This window comes from Streptomyces sp. NRRL F-2580, from assembly GCF_000720115.1.
Lineage (GTDB): Bacteria > Actinomycetota > Actinomycetes > Streptomycetales > Streptomycetaceae > Streptomyces.
Genome location: NZ_JOIR01000003.1, coordinates 26,815 through 47,569 on the forward strand (window position 1 = coordinate 26,815; position 20,755 = coordinate 47,569).

The following is a 20,755-nucleotide window of genomic DNA, read 5'->3' on the forward strand; positions in this document are numbered from 1 at the left end:
TCGCCCGGACAGGGCTTAGTTCTCGCGTCCGCCGAGCTGGATGCCGGCCATCCGCGTCCACTCGTACGGGCCGGTGCGCACGCGCGCGGCGAACTCCCCGTCGAACTCCTCGTGGAGGGTCAGCCCGGCCTTCGCGGCGGCCAGCTGCGCCGTCGCGAACGTCGGCGCCACCAGGTCGCCCCAGCCGCCGTCCGTTCCCACGAGCACGATCCGGGTGCCGGCCTGCCCGATGTGGGCGAGCTGGCCCTCGGCGCCCCCGTGCTTCTTGGCGAAGGCGCCGATCTGCCTGGCGAGCTTCGCCGCCGTACGGTCCTGCTTCTTGTCCGCGGCGCCTGCGGCGGCTGCGGTGTCTGCGGTGTCTCCCATGGAGGGCATGCTACCGGCGAGTAATCAGCGGAGGAAGGGATCCACGGCCACCGCCACGAACAGCAGCGACACGTAGGTGATCGACCAGTGGAACAGGCGCATCTCCTTGAGCTTCGCGCCCGTCACGCCCGCCTTGGCCCGCGCGTGCAGCGCGTGCGCCTCCCACAGCCACCAGCCGCCCGAGACCAGCGCGACCGAGGTGTAGAACCAGCCGGTGTACCCCATCGGGGTCAGCAGCAGCGAGACCGCCACCATCACCCAGCTGTAGAGGACGATCTGGCTCGCCACGGCCTTGTTGCCCGCCACGACGGGGAGCATCGGCACGCCGGCGCGCGCGTAGTCGTCCTTCACCTTCATGGACAGCGGCCAGTAGTGCGGCGGCGTCCAGAAGAAGATGACGAGGAAGAGGACGACCGCGGCCCAGGAGACCTCGTTCGTGACCGACGACCAACCGATGAGCACCGGCATGCAGCCCGCGATGCCGCCCCAGACGATGTTCTGGGCGGTGCGCCGCTTCAGCAGCATCGTGTAGACGACGACGTAGAAGAGGAGCGCGCCGAGCGACAGCGCCGCCGACAGCCAGTTGACGAGCAGACCGAAGAACAGGGTGGAGACCACCGCGAGGGTGAGGCCGAAGGCCAGGCACTCGCGCGGGCTCACCATGCCGGTCACCAGCGGGCGCTGCGAGGTCCGGTCCATCAGCGCGTCGATGTCGCGGTCGATGTACATGTTCAGCGCGTTGGCGCCGCCCGCGGACAAGTAGCCGCCGAAGCAGGTCACGAGGACCAGCCACAGGGACGGCACGCCCTGCTCGGCCAGGAACATCACCGGCACTGTGGTGATCAGCAGAAGTTCGATGATCCGCGGCTTGGTCAATGCCACGAAAGCCATGACGCGGGCCCCGAACGGCCGGTGACCGGGGCTCGTCCCGAGCACCGCCGCTGGACGGGATTCGACGGCCGTCACGCACACCCCTGAGAGAGAATCCAGCAAGCTACGACCCGGGCCGCCATCGACATGAAGGCCCGGTTGAGGCTTGCGCGTACCACGCCACTGTAGACGTTGCACTTACGTCGCCCCGCGCCGGGGTCGCCCCGTGTTGGGCCGATCGGACCGTGCATACCTACGGGGGACGGCGCGGTCGGGGCCCCCGTGGGCGGGTGAACACCGGGCGGCGGCGCGGTGACGGACTGCGTGCACTCGAATAGCTGCACGCCGTTGCGGGGGTAGGCTCGGAATCGCGCCGGTGCACCGTTCGTCACCGGGAACAGACATGTGGAGAGGAGCCCTGACCCACGGTGAGCACCAAGCCGACCACCACAGAGCTCGAGTGGACCGAACTGGACCAGCGGGCCGTCGACACCGCCCGCATCCTGGCCGCTGACGCGGTCCAGAAGGTCGGAAACGGCCACCCCGGTACGGCGATGAGCCTGGCCCCCGCCGCGTACACCCTCTTCCAGAAGGTGATGCGGCACGACCCGGCGGACCCCGAGTGGGTGGGCCGCGACCGTTTCGTGCTCTCCGCGGGGCACTCGTCCCTGACGCTCTACACCCAGCTGTACCTCGGCGGGTTCGGGCTCGAACTGGACGACCTCAAGGCGTTCCGCACGTGGGGTTCCAAGACCCCCGGTCACCCGGAGTACGGCCACACGGCCGGCGTGGAGACCACCACCGGCCCCCTCGGCCAGGGTGTCGCCAACGCGGTGGGCATGGCCATGGCCGCCCGCTACGAGCGCGGCCTGTTCGACCCGGAGGCCGCCCCGGGCACCTCCCCCTTCGACCACATGGTCTACGCGATCGCGGGCGACGGCTGCCTCCAGGAGGGCATCTCCCACGAGGCGTCCGCGCTGGCCGGCCACCAGAAGCTCGGCAACCTCGTCCTGCTGTGGGACGACAACCACATCTCCATCGAGGGCGACACGGAGACGGCCGTCTCCGAGGACACCCTCAAGCGCTACGAGGCCTACGGCTGGCACGTCCAGCGCGTCGCGCAGCAGGAGAACGGCGACCTCGACCCGAAGGCGCTGTTCGCCGCCCTCCAGGCCGCCAAGGCCGAGACCGGGCGCCCCTCCTTCATCGCGGCCCGCTCGATCATCGCCTGGCCCGCCCCGCACGCCCAGAACACCGAGGCCGCGCACGGCTCGGCGCTCGGCGACGACGAGGTCGCGGCCACCAAGCGCGTCCTCGGCTTCGACCCGGAGCGGAGCTTCGAGGTCTCCGACGAGGTCCTCGCGCACACCCGCGGCCTCGGCGACCGCGGCCGCGAGGCCAAGGCCGCCTGGGAGAAGGACTTCTCCGCCTGGCGCACGGCCAACCCGGAGCGCGCCGCCTCGTTCGACCGCATCAACGCCAACGAGCTGCCCGCGGGCTGGGAGGACGAGCTCCCCGTCTTCGAGGCCGGCAAGGGCGTCGCCACCCGCGCCGCCTCCGGCAAGGTGCTCCAGGCCCTCGGCGCGGTCATCCCGGAGCTGTGGGGCGGCTCGGCCGACCTGGCCGGCTCCAACAACACCACCATCGACAAGAACTCCTCGTTCCTGCCGAAGGACAACCCGCTGCCGGAGGCCGACCCGTACGGCCGCACCGTCCACTTCGGCATCCGCGAGCACGCCATGGCCGCGACCATGAACGGCATCGCCCTGCACGGCCACACCCGTGTCTACGGCGGCACCTTCCTGGTGTTCTCCGACTACATGCGCAACGCCGTGCGCCTGTCGTCCCTGATGCACCTGCCGGTGACCTACGTGTGGACGCACGACTCCATCGGTCTCGGCGAGGACGGCCCGACCCACCAGCCGGTCGAGCACCTCGCCTCGCTGCGCGCCATCCCGGGCCTGAACGTCGTCCGCCCGGCCGACGCCAACGAGACCGCGATCGCCTGGCGCGAGATCCTCAAGCGCCACACCAAGGTCTTCGGCAAGGGCGCCCCGCACGGTCTGGCGCTCACCCGCCAGGGCGTGCCGACCTACGAGCGCAACGAGGACGCCGCCAAGGGCGGGTACGTACTCTTCGAGGCCGAGGGCGGTCCCGCCCAGGTCGTGCTCATCGGCACCGGCTCCGAGGTCCACCTCGCCGTCGAGGCCCGCGAGCAGCTCCAGGCCGAGGGCATCCCGGCCCGGGTCGTCTCGATGCCGTCCGTCGAGTGGTTCGAGGAGCAGCCGCAGGAGTACAAGGACAGCGTCCTGCCCTCCTCGGTGAAGGCCCGCGTCGCGGTCGAGGCCGGCATCGGCCTGACCTGGCACCGGTACGTCGGCGACGCCGGCCGCATCGTGTCGCTGGAGCACTTCGGCGCCTCCGCCGACGCGAAGGTGCTGTTCCGCGAGTTCGGCTTCACCGCCGAGGCCGTGACCGCCGCCGCCAAGGACTCCCTCGCAGCCGCCGCGCGCTGACGCCGGTCCAGAACCAAGTAGGAGATGTAATCCCATGACAGACGCACTCAAGCGCCTCTCCGACGAAGGCGTGGCGATCTGGCTGGACGACCTGTCCCGCAAGCGCATCACGTCCGGCAACCTGGCCGAGCTCATCGACCAGTCGCACGTGGTCGGTGTCACCACCAACCCGGCGATCTTCCAGAAGGCGATCAGCGGCGGCGAGGGCTACGAGCAGCAGCTCACCGACCTCGCGACCCGCAAGGTCACCGTGGAGGAGGCCCTGCGCATGATCACCACGGCGGACGTCCGCGACGCCGCCGACATCCTGCGCCCGGTCTACGACCGCACCGACGGCCAGGACGGCCGCGTGTCGATCGAGGTCGACCCGCGCCTGGCGCACAGCACGCCGGCGACCATCGCCGAGGCCAAGCAGCTGGCCTGGCTGGTGGACCGCCCGAACACGCTCATCAAGATCCCGGCGACCAAGGCCGGCCTGCCGGCGATCACCGAGGTCATCGGCAAGGGCATCAGCGTCAACGTCACGCTGATCTTCTCGCTGGAGCGCTACCGCGAGGTCATGGACGCGTACCTGGCGGGCCTGGAGAAGGCCAAGGCCGCCGGCCTGGACCTGTCCCTGATCCACTCGGTCGCCTCCTTCTTCGTGTCCCGCGTGGACAGCGAGATCGACAAGCGCCTGGACGCGGTCGGCACCGACGAGGCGAAGGCCCTCAAGGGCAAGGCGGCACTCGCCAACGCCCGTCTGGCTTACGAGGCCTACGAGGAGGTCTTCTCCTCGGACCGCTGGGCCGCCCTGGAGCGCGTCGGAGCCAACAAGCAGCGTCCGCTGTGGGCCTCGACGGGCGTCAAGGACCCGGCGTACAAGGACACCCTGTACGTGGACGACCTGGTCGCCCCGAACACGGTGAACACCATGCCGGAGGCCACCCTGGAGGCCGCCGCCGACCACGGCCGGATCACGGGTGACACCGTGCGCGGCACCTACGAGCAGGCGCGTGCCGAGCTCGACGCGGTCGCGAAGCTGGGTATTTCGTACGACGATGTGGTGCAGCTGCTCGAGGACGAGGGCGTCGAGAAGTTCGAGGCGTCCTGGAACGACCTGCTGAAGTCGACCGAGGCGGAGCTTGAGCGCCTTGCCCCCACGGAGGCCTGAACACCTTGTCTGTGAACGGAGCGAACCCGCTTCGTGACGCACAGGACCGGCGGCTCCCGCGCATCGCGGGGCCGTCCGGCCTGGTCATTTTCGGCGTTACGGGTGACCTGTCGCGCAAGAAGCTGATGCCTGCCATCTACGACCTGGCCAATCGCGGCCTGCTCCCGCCGGGCTTCTCGCTGATCGGGTTCGCCCGCCGCGAGTGGGAGCACGAGGACTTCGCCCAGGAGGTGTACGAGGCCGTCAAACAGCACTCGCGCACCCCCTTCCGGGAGGAGGTCTGGCAGCAGCTGGTGCAGGGCTGCCGGTTCGTGCAGGGCGATTTCGACGACGACGCGGCGTTCGAGACCCTCAAGGCGACGATCGACGACCTGGACAAGGCGCAGGGCACGGGCGGCAACTTCGCCTTCTACCTGTCGGTCCCGCCGAAGTTCTTCCCCAAGGTGGTCCAGCAGCTCAAGAACCACGGGCTGGCGCAGAAGGAGGGCTCCTGGCGGCGTGCCGTCATCGAGAAGCCCTTCGGCCACGACCTGAAGAGCGCCGAGGAGCTCAACAAGGTCGTCCACGAGGTCTTCCCCCGGGACGAGGTCTTCCGGATCGACCACTACCTCGGCAAGGAGACCGTCCAGAACATCCTGGCGCTCCGCTTCGCCAACACCATGTTCGAGCCGATCTGGAACCGGTCGTACGTCGACCACGTGCAGATCACCATGGCCGAGGACATCGGCATCGGCGGCCGGGCCGGGTACTACGACGGCATCGGCGCGGCCCGTGACGTCATCCAGAACCACCTGCTGCAGCTGCTCGCGCTCACCGCGATGGAGGAGCCCGGCTCCTTCCACCCCAAGGCGCTGGTGGCGGAGAAGCTCAAGGTCCTCACGGCCGTCGAGCTCCCCGAGGACCTGGGCAAGCACACCGTGCGCGGCCAGTACTCGGGCGCGTGGCAGGGCGGCGAGAAGGTCGTCGGTTACCTCGAAGAGGACGGCATCGACCCCAAGTCGAAGACCGACACCTACGCGGCCATCCGACTGGAGATCAACAACCGCCGCTGGGCGGGCGTCCCGTTCTACCTGCGGACGGGCAAGCGCCTGGGCCGCCGGGTGACCGAGATCGCCGTGGTCTTCAAGCGTGCCCCGTACCTGCCGTTCGAGTCGGGCGCGACCGAGGAGCTGGGGCAGAACGCCCTGGTCATCCGGGTCCAGCCGGACGAGGGCGTGACGGTCCGTTTCGGTTCCAAGGTTCCGGGCACCTCCATGGAGGTCCGGGACGTCACGATGGACTTCGCCTACGGCGAGTCCTTCACGGAGTCGAGCCCCGAGGCGTACGAGCGGCTCATCCTCGACGTGCTCCTCGGCGACGCGAACCTCTTCCCGCGTCACCAGGAGGTCGAGCTGTCCTGGAACATCCTCGACCCGATCGAGGAGTACTGGGACAAGCACGGCAAGCCCGCGCAGTACCCGGCGGGCACCTGGGGTCCGGTCGAGGCGGACGAGATGCTCGCACGAGACGGACGGAGCTGGCGCCGGCCATGAAGATCGACCTCACGGAGACCAACTCCAGCAAGATCAATGCCGCGATGGTGCAGGCCCGCCGGGACATCGGCACGCCGGCCATCGGCATGGTCCTCACGCTGGTGATCGTGACCGACGAGGAGAACGCGTACGACGCGCTCAAGTCGGCGAACGACGCGTCCCACGAACACCCCTCGCGGATCGTCGTCGTCATCAAGCGGGCCAGCCGCTCGCCGCGCAGCCGCCGCGACGCCCGGCTCGACGCGGAGATCCGCGTCGGGGCGGACTCCGGCAGCGGTGAGACGGTCGTGCTCCGCCTTCACGGCGAACTGGTCGACCACGCCCAGTCGGTGGTTCTCCCACTGCTCCTGCCGGACGCCCCGGTGGTCGTCTGGTGGCCGGACGGTGCCCCCCAGGACCTGGCGGGCGACCCGCTGGGGACGCTGGGCCAGCGCCGGATCTCGGACACGTACTCCTGCGAGGACCCGATCCGGGAGCTCAGCGCCCGGGGGGCGTCGTACGCCCCGGGGGACACGGACCTGTCGTGGACCCGCATCACCCCGTGGCGCTCCATGCTGGCCGCCGCACTGGACCAGCAGAACCTCTCGGTCGCCTCGGCGACCGTCGAGGGCGAGGACGAGAACCCGAGCTGCGAGCTGCTGGCCATGTGGCTGGCGGACCGGCTCGACGTCCCGGTCACGCGCACGCTGTCCTCGGGCCCCGGCCTGACGGCGGTACGCCTGTCCACCAAGGACGGCGACATCGTCCTGGACCGGGCCGACGGGGCACTGGCCACGCTCTGCATGCCGGGGCAGCCCGACCGTGCGGTGGCGCTCAAGCGCCGCGAAACGGCCGAGCTCCTGGCGGAGGAGCTGCGCCGGCTGGACCCGGACAACACGTACGAGTCCGCGCTGAAGTTCGGCGTGACCAAGCTCCAGCCGCCGGCTCCGGCCAAGGCCGAGGCCCCGGCGAAGCCCGACACCGAGGCCGAGGCCGAGGCCAGGCCGCAGCCGAAGCCAGCGGCCAAGCCGTCGAAGAAGGCCGCGCCCAAGTAATCGGGCCCTGCGGGGCTCTCCCCCACCCCGCCCTTTCACCGTTTCCGGGGGCTCCGCCCCAGACCCCGGTCCTCAAACGCCGGACGGGCTGAAAGACTCAGCCTCGCCGGCGTTTGAGGCGCGGGGGTCCGGGGGCGGAGCCCCCGGTTTCGGGAAGGGGCGGGGTGGGGGAAAGGCTCCGCGCAGCGGTACCCGCACCCGCACCCCTGAACTACACAGAAGGCGGCAGCACATGGGTATGACGACTCCCCAGGTCGTCGTCCACCGGGACAAGGAACTGATGGCCCGGGCCACCGCGGCCCGGCTCATCACCAAGATCGTGGACGCGCAGGCGGCCCGCGGCACGGCGTCCGTGGTCCTCACCGGCGGACGCAACGGCAACGGCCTCCTCGCCGCACTGGCCGCCGCCCCCGCCCGCGACGCCGTCGACTGGGCGCGCCTGGACCTCTGGTGGGGCGACGAGCGGTACGTCCCCGCCGACGACCCCGAGCGCAACCACACGCAGGCCCGCGAGGCCCTCCTGGACTCGGTCCCGGTGGACCCCGCCCGCGTGCACGTGATGCCGGCCTCGGACGGCCCGTACGGGGCCGACGTCGACGCGGCCGCGGCCGCCTACGCGGCCGAGCTGGCGAAGGCGGCCGGCCCCGAGGACCACGGCCCGGTCCCCCGCTTCGACGTGCTGATGCTGGGTGTGGGCCCGGACACGCACGTGGCCTCGCTCTTCCCGGAGCACCCGGCGGCCCGCGAGAGCGAGCGGACGGTGGTCGGCGTCCACGGCGCCCCGAAGCCCCCGCCCACCCGCATCTCGCTGACGCTCCCGGCGATCCGGGCGGCTCGCGAGGTCTGGCTGCTGGCGGCCGGCGAGGACAAGGCCGGAGCGGTCTCCATCGCCCTCGGCGGGGCGGGCGGGGTGCAGGCCCCGGCCGCGGAGGCGTACGGCCGCTCCCGCACCCTGTGGCTCCTGGACCGCGCGGCGGCGGCGAAGCTCCCGACCGGAATGTACCCGCCGGCCTCTTCCTGACCCGTACGACCCGAAGGGCCCGCTCTCCCGAGGAGAGCGGGCCCTTCGGCCGTCCTGCCGTCAGGTCCGGCCGCGCAGCTTCCGGTACGTGGCCACCAGGGCCTTCGTCGAGGCGTCGAGGCCCTCGACGTCCACGCCCTCGGTCAGGGCGGGCTCGACGCGCTTGGCGAGGACCTTGCCGAGCTCGACGCCCCACTGGTCGAAGGAGTCGATGTTCCACACCGCGCCCTGGACGAACACCTTGTGCTCGTAGAGCGCGATCAGCTGGCCCAGCACCCCCGGGGTGAGCTCGGTCGCCAGGATGGTGGTCGTCGGGTGGTTCCCGTGGAAGGTCTTGTGCGGGACCAGCGATTCCGGGGCCCCCTCGGCGCGCACCTCGTCCGCCGTCTTGCCGAAGGCCAGCGCCTGGGTCTGCGCGAAGAAGTTGGCCATGAGCAGGTCGTGCTGGGCCGCGGGGGCCTCCTCCAGCTCGGCCACCGGCTTCGCGAAGCCGATGAAGTCCGCGGGGATCACCTTCGTCCCCTGGTGGATCAGCTGGTAGTAGGCGTGCTGCCCGTTGGTGCCGGGCGTGCCCCAGACCACCGGGCCCGTCTGCCACTCCACCGGATTGCCGTCGCGGTCCACGGACTTGCCGTTGGACTCCATGTCCAGCTGCTGCAAGTACGCGGTGAAGCGCGAGAGGTAGTGGCTGTACGGGAGCACGGCGTGCGACTGGGCGTCGAAGAAGGCGCCGTACCAGATCCCCAACAGGCCCATCAGGAGCGGGGCGTTCTCCTCCGGCGGCGCCGTGCGGAAGTGCTGGTCCATCAGGCGGAAGCCGGCCAGCAGGTCGCGGAAGGCGCCCGGACCGATCGCGATCATCAGGGAGAGGCCGATGGCCGAGTCGACGGAGTAGCGGCCGCCGACCCAGTCCCAGAACCCGAACATGTTGGCCGGATCGATGCCGAAGTCGGTGACCTTCTCGGCGTTGGTCGACAGCGCCACGAAGTGCCGTGCCACGGCCGCCTGTCCCCCAGCCTCCGGCCGGGAGGTGCCCCCATCGCCGAGGCCGGCCAGCAGCCAGCCGCGCGCCGAGGTGGCGTTGGTGATGGTCTCGATGGTGGTGAAGGTCTTGGAGGCGATGATGAACAGCGTCTCGGCCGGGTCCAGGTCCCGCACGGCCTCGTGCAGGTCGGCGCCGTCGACGTTGGACACGAAGCGCACGGTCAGAGCGCGGTCGGCGAAGGCGCGCAGGGCCTCGTAGGCCATGGCCGGACCGAGGTCGGAGCCGCCGATGCCGATGTTGACGACGTTCTTGATGCGCTTGCCGGTGGAGCCGGTCCACTCCCCCGACCTGACCTGGTCGGCGAAGGCCGCCATCTTGTCCAGGACGGCGTGGACGCCGGGGACCACGTTCTCGCCGTCCACCTCGACGACGACGTCCCTGGGCGCGCGCAGGGCGGTGTGCAGCACCGCCCGGTCCTCGGTCGTGTTGATCTTCTCGCCGCTGAACATCGCCTCGCGCAGCTCGGCCACGCCGGTGGCCGCGGCCAGCTCGCGCAGGAGCGTGAGCGTCTCGTCGGTCACGAGGTGCTTCGAGTAGTCGATGTGCAGGTCGCCGACCTGCAGGGTGTAGTCGGCACCGCGGCCGGGATTCTCCTCGAACAGCTCCCGCAGATGCGTCTGCCCGAATTCCTCCCGGTGCTTGCCGAGTGCCAGCCACTCCGGCGTCCGGTTGAGCTTCGTCCTGCTGTCTGCGTTCATCTCGGACATCAACCCGTTTCTTCCATCCTGTCGTGCCCCGCCGTTCTCCAACTTAAGGGATCAGAAGCGGCGCAACGCACACAAAGAGGCCCGGCTCCGCAGGAGATGATTCCTGCGGAGCCGGGCCTCACGTCACACATATGGGGCGGTGTCAGATCTCGCCGCGGAGTTTGGCGAGCGCCTCGGCGAGGATCGCCTCGCCGTCGGCGTCGGAGCGCCGTTCCCGTACGTACGCCAGGTGCGTCTTGTACGGTTCGGTGCGCGGCGGCGCGGGCGGGTTGTCCCGGTCCTGGCCGGCCGGGAACCCGCAGCGCGGGCAGTCCCAGGTGTCCGGCACCTGCGCGTCGCTGGCGAAGCTCGGCTGCGTCTCGTGCCCGTTCGAGCACCAGAAGGAGATGCGCAGGCGGGGCGCGGACTCGCCGCGCTCTGCCTCACCCATCGGCCCCGCTCCGACCCGGCTACCACGGATCGCGTTGCCACTTGCCACGGTCGTAACTCCCTGCGTGATGGTGCCGCGGAGTGTGAGTGGAATTTCCGCCGCGGAGCGCCCAAGTCTACGTAAGGCCCAACGCACGTCCAGTGAGCGGAGTTACTGATTCCGCGCTACGGACGCCGGACCTCATGATAGGCCGGGCACCACCGACAGGACTGCCGGAATGGCCAGAACGGTCAGCTGCTCGACTTCATCAGCAGACCGAGCGCGACGATGCACGCGAACCACAGCAGACCCACGACGACGGTGATGCGGTCCAGGTTGCGCTCCGCGACGGAGGAACCGCCGACCGACGACTGCATTCCGCCGCCGAACATGTCGGAGAGGCCGCCGCCCTTGCCCTTGTGCATCAGCACGAGCAGCATCAGCAGGGCGCTGAAGACGATCAGGGCGATCGAGAACCCCATAATCACGGCTGATTCCTACTTTCTGGCTTTTTCAGGCTTTCCGGCTTTGCGGGATGTGCGCGGGGGCCAGAGGCTGGTGGTTCAGCCTCTGGCCCCCGCAAGGGTACGACGGATCCGCCCTACCGCATACTTACTGGTCGCGGAAGCGGACGATCTTGACGAACTCCTCCGCGTCCAGCGCCGCGCCGCCGATCAGGGCGCCGTCGACGTCGGGCTGGGCCATGATCGCCGCGATGTTCCCGGACTTCACCGAGCCGCCGTACTGGATGCGGACCTTGTCGGCCAGCTCCTGCGAGTACAGCTCCGCGAGGCGGGTGCGGATCGCCCCGCAGACCTCCTGGGCGTCGTCGGGGGTGGCGACCTCGCCGGTACCGATGGCCCAGACGGGCTCGTAGGCGATCACGATGGACTCGACCTGCTCGGCCGGGACGTCCTTGAGGCCGCCGTCGAGCTGGCTCAGCGTGTACGGGACCTGCTGTCCGGCCTTGCGGACGTCCAGGCCCTCGCCGACGCACAGGATCGGGGTGATCCCGTGCCGGTAGGCGGCCTTGACCTTGGCGTTGCAGATCTCGTCGGACTCGCCGTGGTACTGGCGGCGCTCGCTGTGGCCGACGGCCACGTACGTGCACTTCAGCTTCGCCAGCATGGAGCCGGAGATCTCGCCGGTGTAGGCGCCGGAGTCCTGCGCGGACAGGTCCTGGGCACCGTACTTGATCTTCAGCTTGTCGCCGTCGACCAGGGTCTGGACCGAGCGGAGGTCGGTGAAGGGCGGGAGGACCGCGACCTCGACGGCGTCGTAGTCCTTGTCGGCGAGCGCGAAGGCGAGCTTCTGGACGTGGGCGATGGCCTCCAGGTGGTTGAGGTTCATCTTCCAGTTGCCCGCCATCAGCGGGGTACGACCGTTTGCAGCGTCAGACATAAGGGGTCAGCCCTCCAGGGCGGCGAGGCCGGGGAGCGTCTTGCCCTCGAGGTATTCGAGGGAGGCGCCGCCACCGGTCGAGATGTGGCCGAAAGCATTCTCGTCGAAGCCGAGGATGCGGACCGCGGCGGCGCTGTCTCCGCCGCCGACGACGGTGAAGGCGCTGCTGTCGAGCAGGGCCTGGGCGATGGCCGTGGTACCGCCGGCGTAGTCGGGGTGCTCGAACACGCCGACCGGACCGTTCCAGAAGACGGTCTTGGCATCGGTGATCTTCGACGCGTACAGCTCGCGCGTCCGGGGACCGATGTCCAGGCCCTCCTTGTCCTTCGGGATCGCGTCGGCGTCCACGGTCTCGAAGACGGCCGGGGTCTTGCCCTTGAGGTCCGGGAAGTCCGAGGAGACCAGCACGTCGACCGGGAGGACCAGCTCGACGCCGGTCTTCTCGGCGCGCTCCATGTACTCCTTGACCTTCTCCACCTGGTCCTTCTGGAGCAGGGAGATCCCGACCTCGTAGCCCTTGGCGTAGAGGAAGGTGTAGGCCATGCCGCCGCCGATGAGGATGCGGTCGGCCTTGCCGAGCAGCTCGTCGATGACGGCCAGCTTGTCGGAGACCTTGGCGCCGCCGAGGACCACGACGTAGGGGCGCTCGACCTCGGCGGTGAGCTTCTTCAGGACGCCGACCTCGGTGGCGATGAGGTAGCCGGCCGCGTGCGGGAGGCGCGCCGGCAGGTCGAAGACCGAGGCGTGCTTGCGGTGGACGGCGCCGAAGCCGTCGCCGACGTAGACGTCGGCGAGCTCGGCGAGCTGGTCCGCGAAGGCGCCGCGCTCGGCGTCGTCCTTCGAGGTCTCACCGGCGTTGAAGCGCAGGTTTTCGATGACGGCCACCTGACCGTCGGTGAGGGCCGCGACGGTCGCCTTGGCGGAGGCGCCGACCGTGTCGCCGGCGAAGGCGACGTCCGCGCCGAGCAGTTCGCCGAGGCGGGTGGCGGCGGGGGCGAGCGAGAAGGCCGGCTCCACGCCGGTGCCCTTCGGGCGGCCCAGGTGCGAGGCCACGATGACGCGGGCGCCGGCGGCGGCGAGCTTCGCGATCGTGGGCTGGACGGCGCGGATGCGGCCGTCGTCGGTGATGGTGCCCTCGGCCAGCGGGACGTTCAGGTCCGCGCGGACGAAGACCCGCTTGCCCTTGACGCCCTCGGCGAGGAGTTCATCGATCGTCTTCATGTGTACCTACTCCTTTGTGCCCTTCGCTCGAAGGGCGAGGAAGGGAGAACGAGGCAAGCAACAGGGCCCGTGCGGCGCTTCGTCGCGCTGCTCGGACCCTGTGCTCACATCGTGGTGCCTTGCCTATGTGCTTAGAGCTGACCGCCGACGAAGACGGTGAGGTCGACGAGACGGTTGGAGTAGCCCCACTCGTTGTCGTACCAGCCGACGACCTTAACCTGCGTGCCTTCCTGGACCATGGTCAGGGAGGAGTCGAAGGTGCAGGACGCGGGCCAGTTCACGATGTCGGAGGAGACGATCGCGTCCTCGGTGTAGTCGAGGATGCCCTTCAGCTGCCCCTCCGAGGCCTTCTGGAAGGCCGCGTTGATCTCTTCCACCGTGGTCTCGCGGGAGAGCTCCAGGACCAGGTCGGTGACCGAACCGGTCGGGACCGGGACGCGCATGGCGATGCCGTCCAGCTTGCCCTTGAGCTGCGGGAGGACCAGCGCGGTGGCCTTGGCGGCACCGGTGGAGGTCGGGATGATGTTCTCGGCGGCGGCGCGGGCGCGACGCAGGTCCGAGTGCGGGAAGTCCAGGATGCGCTGGTCGTTCGTGTATGCGTGGACCGTCGTCATCATGCCCTTGACGATGCCGAAGTTCTCGTCGAGGACCTTGGCCATCGGCGCCACGCAGTTGGTGGTGCAGGAGGCGTTGGAGATGACGTGGTGGTTGGCCGCGTCGTACTTGTCCTGGTTGACGCCCATGACGATGGTGATGTCCTCGTCCTTGGCCGGAGCCGAGATGAGGACCTTCTTCGCGCCGGCCGCGATGTGCTTGGCGGCGTCGGCCTTCTTGGTGAAGATGCCGGTCGACTCGATGACGATGTCGGCGCCCAGTTCACCCCAGGGGAGGTTCGCGGGGTCGCGCTCGGCGAAGGTCTTGAAGGTCTGGCCACCGACGGTGATGCTGTTGTCGGTGTGGCTGACCTCGTGCTTCAGCCGGCCCAGAATGGTGTCGTACTTGAGAAGGTGCACCAGGGTGGCGTTGTCAGTCAGGTCGTTGACACCGACGATCTCGATGTCCGCTCCCTGCTCCAGGAGCGCCCGGAAATAGTTGCGGCCAATGCGGCCAAAACCGTTGATGCCTACGCGGATCGTCACGAACCGATCTCCTCGTTGGTGCGCCGGTTAGTGCGCCGGCGAGCTGAAATGGGATGTCCCCGACCGCTTACGACCCTACCTCTCCGTGAGCTTTTGGGTGACATCGGTCGGAGCCTGACACTCCCCCCACTTCGTGGGGGACCCCCGCCCCGGTCCCGTTCCTGACGCTCCGGAACGGGACCGGGGGACCTTGGTCCCGGTCACTCAGGGTGAGCGACGAAGGGGCCGTCGATCAGCGGTTCAGTGTGCGCAGCGCCTTACCGACGAGTAGGGCGCGGTCCGCCGCGGCGGGCAGGTGTTCCAGTCCGAAGCCCAGCAGGACGGTGTCACGGGTAGTGACCGCCGCGTAGGACTTGAACAGCTCGCCGGAGCGGGACCAGTCGCCGGGGACATCGGGACTTCCGGCGGGTGCGGCCTGGGCCGTCCAGACACCGAGGGAGGACTCGAAGCCCTCGACGGCCTGTTCCGCGCCGCCGACGGACAGGCGCGCCTCGTCCGCGAAGACGCCGCGGCCGCCCGAGCCCGGGTCGGTGATGTAGGAGAGCGAGACCTCGACGGTCTTGCCCGCGTACGCGCTCAGGTCGAAGGAGACCTGCTTCCAGCCGCCGGAGGAGCCGGTGAAGCTGTTCCACTGGCCGCTGGTGCCCTGCGCGGTGCAGCCGCCGGAGTCCAGGGTGAGGTAGCGCCGCAGGAAGGGGTGGTCGTTCACGAAGAACCCGGCCGCGCACTCCTCCGGCACCGTGGTGCTGCTCAGTCCGTCCCGGTCCGCCAGCGTGGTCCAGTCGTCGCCGCCGGCCGTACGGGCTTCCAGCGCGGCGTGGTCGTAGCCCTCCTCGGTGTTCCAGTTGAGGGCGAGCTTCAGCTGCGGCTGGTCGGCCGCGGTGACGCCGGTGAGGTCGATCGTGCGGACGAGGCGCTTCCAGTCGTCGTCCGCGTGCAGGGCCGAGGCCATCCCGGTGCCCGAGTAGGGGGCGTACGGGTTCACGACCCCGGTGAACTGGCCCGCCTGGGCGCTCTTGAACTGCGGGAACTGCGCGGGGGCCAGGCTCTCGGAGGTGACGGTGTAGGCGCCGGGGGCGTTCAGCGGGTTGCCCGCGGCGTCGCCGAGGCCGCCCTTCGCCCCGGCCAGGGAGCCGGCGCCGGTGAAGCCGTTCGCGCCGGGCGTGCTGGTCCGGCTGTACGCGCCGAGCCAGTACTGGCTGAAGTCGTTGGTCACGGCGCGGCCGACCTGGGCGTTGCCGCCCGCCAGCTCACCGGCCTCGATCAGCTTGCCGCCCTCGTTCAGGAAGTCGCGCACCGCGAGCTGGGTGTCACCGCCGGGGGTCTTGGCCCCGGTGTAGTGAACGGCCGTACGGAAGTGCGAGAGCACGCCGAGGTGGTGCGGGGCACCCTGCGTCGCCACGTCCCAGACCGCCGCGGACTTCCCGTTGGCGCGCAGGGCGTCGACGTAGCTCTGGGCGTGCTGGGCCTTGGCCCCCTCCTCGGCGATCACCAGGACGTCCGCGCGCGGCCGCTCGGCCACCGTGTACGTGAAGTGCTCGCTGGAGACCTGCTTGCCGGCGCGGTCGCGCCCGGTGAACCAGACCTCCACCTTGTCGCCGGGCTTCGCGCCGTCCACCTCGGCGCGGTACTCGTCGAACCAGTTGTTGTCCTCGCCGCCGTAGGCCTCGCCGCCCTTCCATGCCTTGAGCCCCTCGTCGTGCGTGCGGCCGCCGTTGATCCGGAAGTTGAGCTCCTTGTCCTTGAGCGCCTTGCGGGCCGTGACGGAGACCGTCTGGTCCTCGCCGCGGGCGACGTAGGAGGTGGTGAAGGGGTCGACGGTGAAGTCGGCGGCCTTCAGGCCCAGGGAGGACTTCGGCTGGTCCGGGTGCTCGGCGCTCTCGGCCACGGACAGCGCGAAGGGGACGTTCTTGGCGAACTCCGCCTGGATGAGCTTCTCGTCGTCCGGGAAGTTGAACCCGGAGGCGCAGTCCTCGGGCTTCCACTGGTCGTTCGGGTCGGCCGCCGAGGCGGTCTGGCAGGTGGTCATCTCCGGCGTGAACATCATGATGCCGTTGACGTTGGAGGCGTGGCCGTCGGCCTCGCCGTTCGTCGTGTAGAGCTCGGAGGAGACCTGCGGGTAGTAGCCGGGGACCGCGGGGTTCTCCGGGGTGCCGGCGAGCGCCTTGTAGGCGACGTCGTCGGGGGTGGGGGTGGCCACCTGCCAGCCCACGCCGTAGAGCAGCAGCTCGGCGGCGGAGTGGTAGTTGATGGCGTAGTCGAAGCCGATGCGCTTCTCGAAGGCGTCGAGGGCGGCGGTCTCGGGCTCGGAGGAGGCCTTCGGGCCGCGGTAGGTCTCGCTCGCCTGGTTCGGCGAGGAACCCTCGTTGTCGTAGCCCCACTTGTAGGCGAAGTTGCGGTTGAGGTCGATCCCGTCGCCGGCGGTGATCTTGCCGTCGCCGTTGTTGTCGCGCAGGTTCTTGCGCCACAGCCGCTCGCCGTCCGGGGCGTGCGTGAAGTCGTACCCGTCCGGGTTGGCGGAGAGCAGGAACCACAGCTCGGTGGAGTCCACCAGCTTGGTGATCCGCTGGTCCTTGCCGTAGTTGTCGATCGTGTGGTGCATCAGCCGCCGGGTCATCTCGGGGGTGATCCACTCACGGGCGTGCTGGTTGGACATGTAGAGCACGGAGGGCTTGTCGCCGTCCTTGGTCTTCTTGGCGTTCTTGCTGACCTTGAGGGCGAGGATGTCCTTGCCCCGGACGGTCTTGCCGATGGAGACGACCTTGGTGAGCGCCGGGTTCTCCTGCGCCGTGCGCAGGATCTCCTCCTGGAGGCCGCCCTTGCCGCTGTACGGGCGGAACACGCCGTCGCCGGCGGCCTTGGCACGGGCCAGCCCCTGGGCCCCGATCTTCCGCTCGGCGAGCTTGACGCCCTGGGCGGCGAGCTCCTCGGCCTGGCCGCCGGTGAGGAAGAGCTCGACCCGGGCGGTCCCGCTCTCCGGGGCGCGCTCGCCGAGCTCGTGGGCGTCCTGGCCGGCGGCGAGGACGAGCGGGACCTGTTCCCGGGTGATGTCGGCGTCGTAGACCCGCACCTCGTCGGCGCCGGATGCGGTGCCGGAACCGGGCTGGGCCTGGGCCGCCGCGGGTAGCGCGGCGAGTGTGGTTGCGAAGACGAGTGCGCTTGCGGCGAGGATCGATCTCGCGCGGTGCCTCATGTGCCCCCCTGGGCGTCGTCTGCCACGAAAGCGTTCGGACGCCAGACTCAAGACCGGCCCATGCTCATGTCAATGGGGCCTACGGCAAAGGGGCCCGCACGAGTGATCGCGCGAGCCCCTTTGCCGTACAGGGACCGTCGGTTAACCGGCCATGTTGTCGGCCATCTCCTCGCTGAGGTCGAGGTTCGACTCGGTGCCCGGGATGCCGAGGTCCTGGGCCCGCTTGTCGGCCATCGCCAGCAGGCGGCGGATCCGGCCCGCGACGGCGTCCTTGGTCAGCGGCGGGTCGGCGAGCGCGCCCAGCTCCTCCAGGGAGGCCTGCTTGTGCTCCATGCGCAGCCGGCCGGCCGCGGCGAGGTGCTCGGGGACCTCCTCGCCGAGGATCTCCAGCGCGCGCTGCACGCGGGCTCCGGCGGCCACCGCGGCCCGCGCCGAGCGGCGCAGGTTGGCGTCGTCGAAGTTGGCGAGGCGGTTGGCGGTGGCGCGCACCTCGCGCCGCATCCGCCGCTCCTCCCAGGCCAGCACGGACTCGTGGGCGCCGAGGCGGGTCAGCAGGGCGCCGATCGCGTCGCCGTCGCGGACGACGACCCGGTCGACCCCGCGCACCTCGCGCGCCTTGGCGGCGATGGAGAGCCTGCGTGCGGCGCCCACCAGGGCCAGGGCGGCCTCCGGGCCGGGGCAGGTGACCTCCAGGGAGGAGGACCGGCCCGGTTCGGTGAGCGAGCCGTGGGCCAGGAAGGCGCCGCGCCAGGCCGCCTCGGCGTCGCAGGTGGCCCCCGAGACCACCTGCGGGGGAAGGCCCCGGATGGGGCGCCCGCGGCCGTCCACGAGGCCCGTCTGGCGCGCCAGCTGGTCGCCGCCGGCCACGACGCGGACCACGTAGCGGCTGCCGCGGCGCAGTCCGCCGGGGGCCATCACCACCAGGTCCGAGGAATGGCCGAAGATCTCCAGGATGTCCTTGCGCAGGCGTCTGGCCGCGATCCCGGTGTCGAGCTCCGCCTCGATGACGATGCGGCCGCTCACCAGGTGCAGGCCGCCCGCGAACCGAAGGATCGCCGAGACCTCCGCCTTCCTGCAGCAGGTCCGGGTGACGGGAAGGCGGGAGATCTCATCCTTCACCGCGGGCGTCATCGCCATGGGCCGATCCTTCCATGCATCCGAAAAATACGGTCGTACGCGGCGGCCAGCAGCTCCGGATCGTGCTTCGGAGAACCGTCCTGCCTGGCCACGGGGGCCAGCTCGACCGCGGCACCGAACCGTTTCGCGGCATCGGCGAGGGACTCGCGGTCGGGTACGGCGGCCTCGTCGGCCAGCACCACGTCCAGGGCGAGTTTAGGGGCGTGTCGGGCCAAAACCTCCAAATGACGCTGCGGAGAGAAGCCCTCTGTTTCGCCGGGCTGCGGCGCGAGGTTCAGCGAGAGGACCCGCCGGGCCTTCGTCTCGACCAGCGCGTCGAGCAGTTCCGGCACCAGCAGGTGCGGAATGACGGAGGAGAACCAGGACCCCGGGCCGAGAACCACCCAGTCGGCGTCCAGGACCGCCGCGACGGCCTCCGGCACGGCCGGCGGGTCGCCGGGCACCACCTGTACGGAGAGCACCTCGCCCGGGGTCAGCGCCACGGTGGCCTGCCCGCGGACGGTGTCCACGTCCTCGGGTCTGGCCGGATCGTGCCCCCTGACCAGGGCCTGGAGCTCCAGCGGCACCGCCGACATCGGCAGCACCCGGCCCTGGGCACCGAGCAGCCTGCCCACCAGGTCGAGGGCCTGGACGGGGTCGCCGAGCTGTTCCCACAGGGCGACGATCAGCAGGTTGCCGACGGCGTGCCCGTGCAGGTCGCCCTCGGACTGGAAGCGGTGCTGGATGACCCGGGCCCAGGTCTGGCCCCAGTCGTCGTCCCCGCACAGCGCGGCCAGCGCCTTGCGCAGGTCGCCGGGCGGCAGTACGCCGAGCTCCTCCCGGAGCCGGCCGCTGGAGCCGCCGTCGTCGGCGACGGTGACCACGGCGGTGAGGTCACCGGTGATCCGGCGCAGGGCGGCGAGGGAGGCCGACAGGCCCTGGCCGCCGCCGAGCGCGACCACCTTGGGCGCGGCGCCGCGCCGGCGGCCGGAGCGGCCCGCGCCGTCCTCGCCCCGTCCCGGGGTGAGACGGCGCAGACGGCTCAGGCGCGGGGTCCGTGCGGTCACTCGCGCCCCATGTCCCGGTGGACGACGACGGTCTCGACTCCCTCGGAGGCGAGGCGGGCGGCGAGCTTCTCGGACATGGCCACGCTGCGGTGCTTGCCGCCCGTGCAGCCGACCGCGATCGTCACGTACCGCTTGCCCTCGCGGCGGTAGCCGGTGGCGATGAGCTGGAGCAGCTCGGTGTAGCGGTCGAGGAACTCCTTGGCGCCGGGCTGGCTGAAGACGTACCCCGACACCTCCTCGTTGAGCCCGGTGAAGGGGCGCAGCTCCGGGACCCAGTGCGGGTTCGGGATGAAGCGGCAGTCGACGACGAGGTCGGCGTCGACGGGGAGGCCGTACTTGTAGCCGAAGGACATGACGGTGGCCCGCAGCTCGGGCTCCTCGTCCCCGGCGAACTGGGCGTCCATCTTGGCGCGCAGCTCGTGCACGTTCAGGCTGGAGGTGTCGATCACCAGGTCGGCGTCGCCGCGCAGCTCGCGCAGCAGGTCGCGCTCGGCGGCGATGCCGTCGGTGATGCGCCCGTCGCCCTGGAGCGGGTGCGGACGGCGGACCGACTCGAAGCGGCGGACCAGCGCGTCGTCGGAGGACTCCAGGAAAACGATCCGGCGGGTGACGCCGCGGCTGTCGAGGTCGGCGAGGGACTCGCGCAGGGCGTCGAAGAACTGGCGGCCGCGGACGTCGACGACGACGGCGATGCGTGCCACGTTGCCCTGGGAGCGGGCGCCGAGCTCCACCATGGTGGGGATCAGCGCCGGCGGGAGGTTGTCGACGACGAACCAGCCGAGGTCCTCCAGACACTTGGCCGCCGTACTGCGGCCGGCCCCGGACATGCCGGAGATGATCACCAGCTCGGGGATGGCCGCCTCGGCGGTCTCGCCGGGCTCCACTGTCGTGCCCGTACTCACCTGTGCTCCGTCTCGGTCGTGCGTGGTCTCGTGCTCGGTCATTGCTCGGTCCCCCGTTCGGAC

General features: G+C 70.4%; 17 protein-coding genes. 5 read left to right on the forward strand and 12 right to left on the reverse strand.

Annotation, left to right across the window (positions count from 1 at the left end; all coding sequences use genetic code 11):
* Positions 1–15: 15 nt before the first annotated feature.
* Positions 16–366, reverse strand: coding sequence for a hypothetical protein (locus IF88_RS0103190; protein ID WP_037805494.1), 351 nt, complete (start codon positions 364–366; stop codon positions 16–18).
* Positions 367–390: 24 nt separating this feature from the next.
* Positions 391–1,338: a heme o synthase gene (locus tag IF88_RS0103195; protein ID WP_078892694.1), complete on the reverse strand. Its 948-nt coding sequence runs from the start codon at positions 1,336–1,338 to the stop codon at positions 391–393.
* A 326-nt stretch (positions 1,339–1,664) separates the two neighbouring features.
* Between IF88_RS0103195 and tkt the strand changes: the two genes are divergently transcribed.
* From tkt to pgl, 5 genes are all read left to right on the forward strand, one after another.
* On the forward strand, positions 1,665–3,752 hold the full coding sequence (gene tkt / locus IF88_RS0103200; protein WP_030707011.1) for a transketolase: 2,088 nt from the start codon (positions 1,665–1,667) through the stop codon (positions 3,750–3,752).
* A 34-nt stretch (positions 3,753–3,786) separates the two neighbouring features.
* A complete protein-coding gene (gene tal, locus IF88_RS0103205; protein ID WP_030707012.1) occupies positions 3,787–4,905 on the forward strand; it encodes a transaldolase in 1,119 nt (372 codons plus the stop codon).
* 5 nt (positions 4,906–4,910) lie between these two features.
* Positions 4,911–6,437, forward strand: a complete 1,527-nt coding sequence (gene zwf, locus IF88_RS0103210) for a glucose-6-phosphate dehydrogenase (protein WP_420710900.1) — start codon at positions 4,911–4,913, stop codon at positions 6,435–6,437.
* A complete protein-coding gene (gene opcA / locus IF88_RS0103215) occupies positions 6,434–7,471 on the forward strand; it encodes a glucose-6-phosphate dehydrogenase assembly protein OpcA (RefSeq protein ID WP_030707014.1) in 1,038 nt (345 codons plus the stop codon). The genes zwf and opcA overlap by 4 nt, the downstream gene beginning before the upstream one ends.
* Before the next feature lie 238 nt (positions 7,472–7,709).
* The gene (pgl, locus tag IF88_RS0103220) at positions 7,710–8,492 is read left to right on the forward strand and encodes a 6-phosphogluconolactonase (RefSeq protein WP_030707015.1); all 783 of its coding nucleotides are present in this window, start codon (positions 7,710–7,712) and stop codon (positions 8,490–8,492) included.
* A gap of 60 nt (positions 8,493–8,552) precedes the next feature.
* Here pgl and pgi read toward each other — a convergent pair whose 3' ends face one another.
* From pgi to rapZ, 10 genes are all read right to left on the reverse strand, one after another.
* Positions 8,553–10,235, reverse strand: coding sequence for a glucose-6-phosphate isomerase (pgi, locus tag IF88_RS0103225; protein ID WP_030707018.1), 1,683 nt, complete (start codon positions 10,233–10,235; stop codon positions 8,553–8,555).
* Positions 10,236–10,386: 151 nt separating this feature from the next.
* Positions 10,387–10,722 (reverse strand): RNA polymerase-binding protein RbpA, encoded by a 336-nt coding sequence (locus tag IF88_RS0103230; RefSeq protein ID WP_010352468.1) that lies wholly within the window; start codon positions 10,720–10,722, stop codon positions 10,387–10,389.
* Positions 10,723–10,904: 182 nt separating this feature from the next.
* The gene (gene secG, locus IF88_RS0103235; RefSeq protein ID WP_030388924.1) at positions 10,905–11,135 is read right to left on the reverse strand and encodes a preprotein translocase subunit SecG; all 231 of its coding nucleotides are present in this window, start codon (positions 11,133–11,135) and stop codon (positions 10,905–10,907) included.
* 130 nt (positions 11,136–11,265) lie between these two features.
* Complete coding sequence (gene tpiA / locus IF88_RS0103240; protein ID WP_030707020.1) at positions 11,266–12,054, reverse strand: triose-phosphate isomerase; 789 nt, start codon at positions 12,052–12,054, stop codon at positions 11,266–11,268.
* 6 nt (positions 12,055–12,060) lie between these two features.
* Positions 12,061–13,275: a phosphoglycerate kinase gene (locus tag IF88_RS0103245; RefSeq protein WP_030707021.1), complete on the reverse strand. Its 1,215-nt coding sequence runs from the start codon at positions 13,273–13,275 to the stop codon at positions 12,061–12,063.
* Positions 13,276–13,406: 131 nt separating this feature from the next.
* Positions 13,407–14,414, reverse strand: coding sequence for a type I glyceraldehyde-3-phosphate dehydrogenase (gene gap, locus IF88_RS0103250; protein ID WP_030707022.1), 1,008 nt, complete (start codon positions 14,412–14,414; stop codon positions 13,407–13,409).
* Positions 14,415–14,646: 232 nt separating this feature from the next.
* Complete coding sequence (locus IF88_RS0103255; RefSeq protein WP_030707023.1) at positions 14,647–17,607, reverse strand: M14 family metallopeptidase; 2,961 nt, start codon at positions 17,605–17,607, stop codon at positions 14,647–14,649.
* Positions 17,608–17,748: 141 nt separating this feature from the next.
* Positions 17,749–18,744, reverse strand: coding sequence for a DNA-binding protein WhiA (gene whiA, locus IF88_RS0103260; RefSeq protein WP_030009075.1), 996 nt, complete (start codon positions 18,742–18,744; stop codon positions 17,749–17,751).
* Complete coding sequence (locus tag IF88_RS0103265) at positions 18,735–19,790, reverse strand: gluconeogenesis factor YvcK family protein (RefSeq protein ID WP_030707025.1); 1,056 nt, start codon at positions 19,788–19,790, stop codon at positions 18,735–18,737. The genes whiA and IF88_RS0103265 overlap by 10 nt, the downstream gene beginning before the upstream one ends.
* A complete protein-coding gene (rapZ, locus tag IF88_RS0103270) occupies positions 19,787–20,734 on the reverse strand; it encodes an RNase adapter RapZ (protein ID WP_030707027.1) in 948 nt (315 codons plus the stop codon). Before rapZ ends, IF88_RS0103265 begins: the two co-directional genes overlap by 4 nt.
* Between the last annotated feature and the right edge of the window lie 21 nt (positions 20,735–20,755).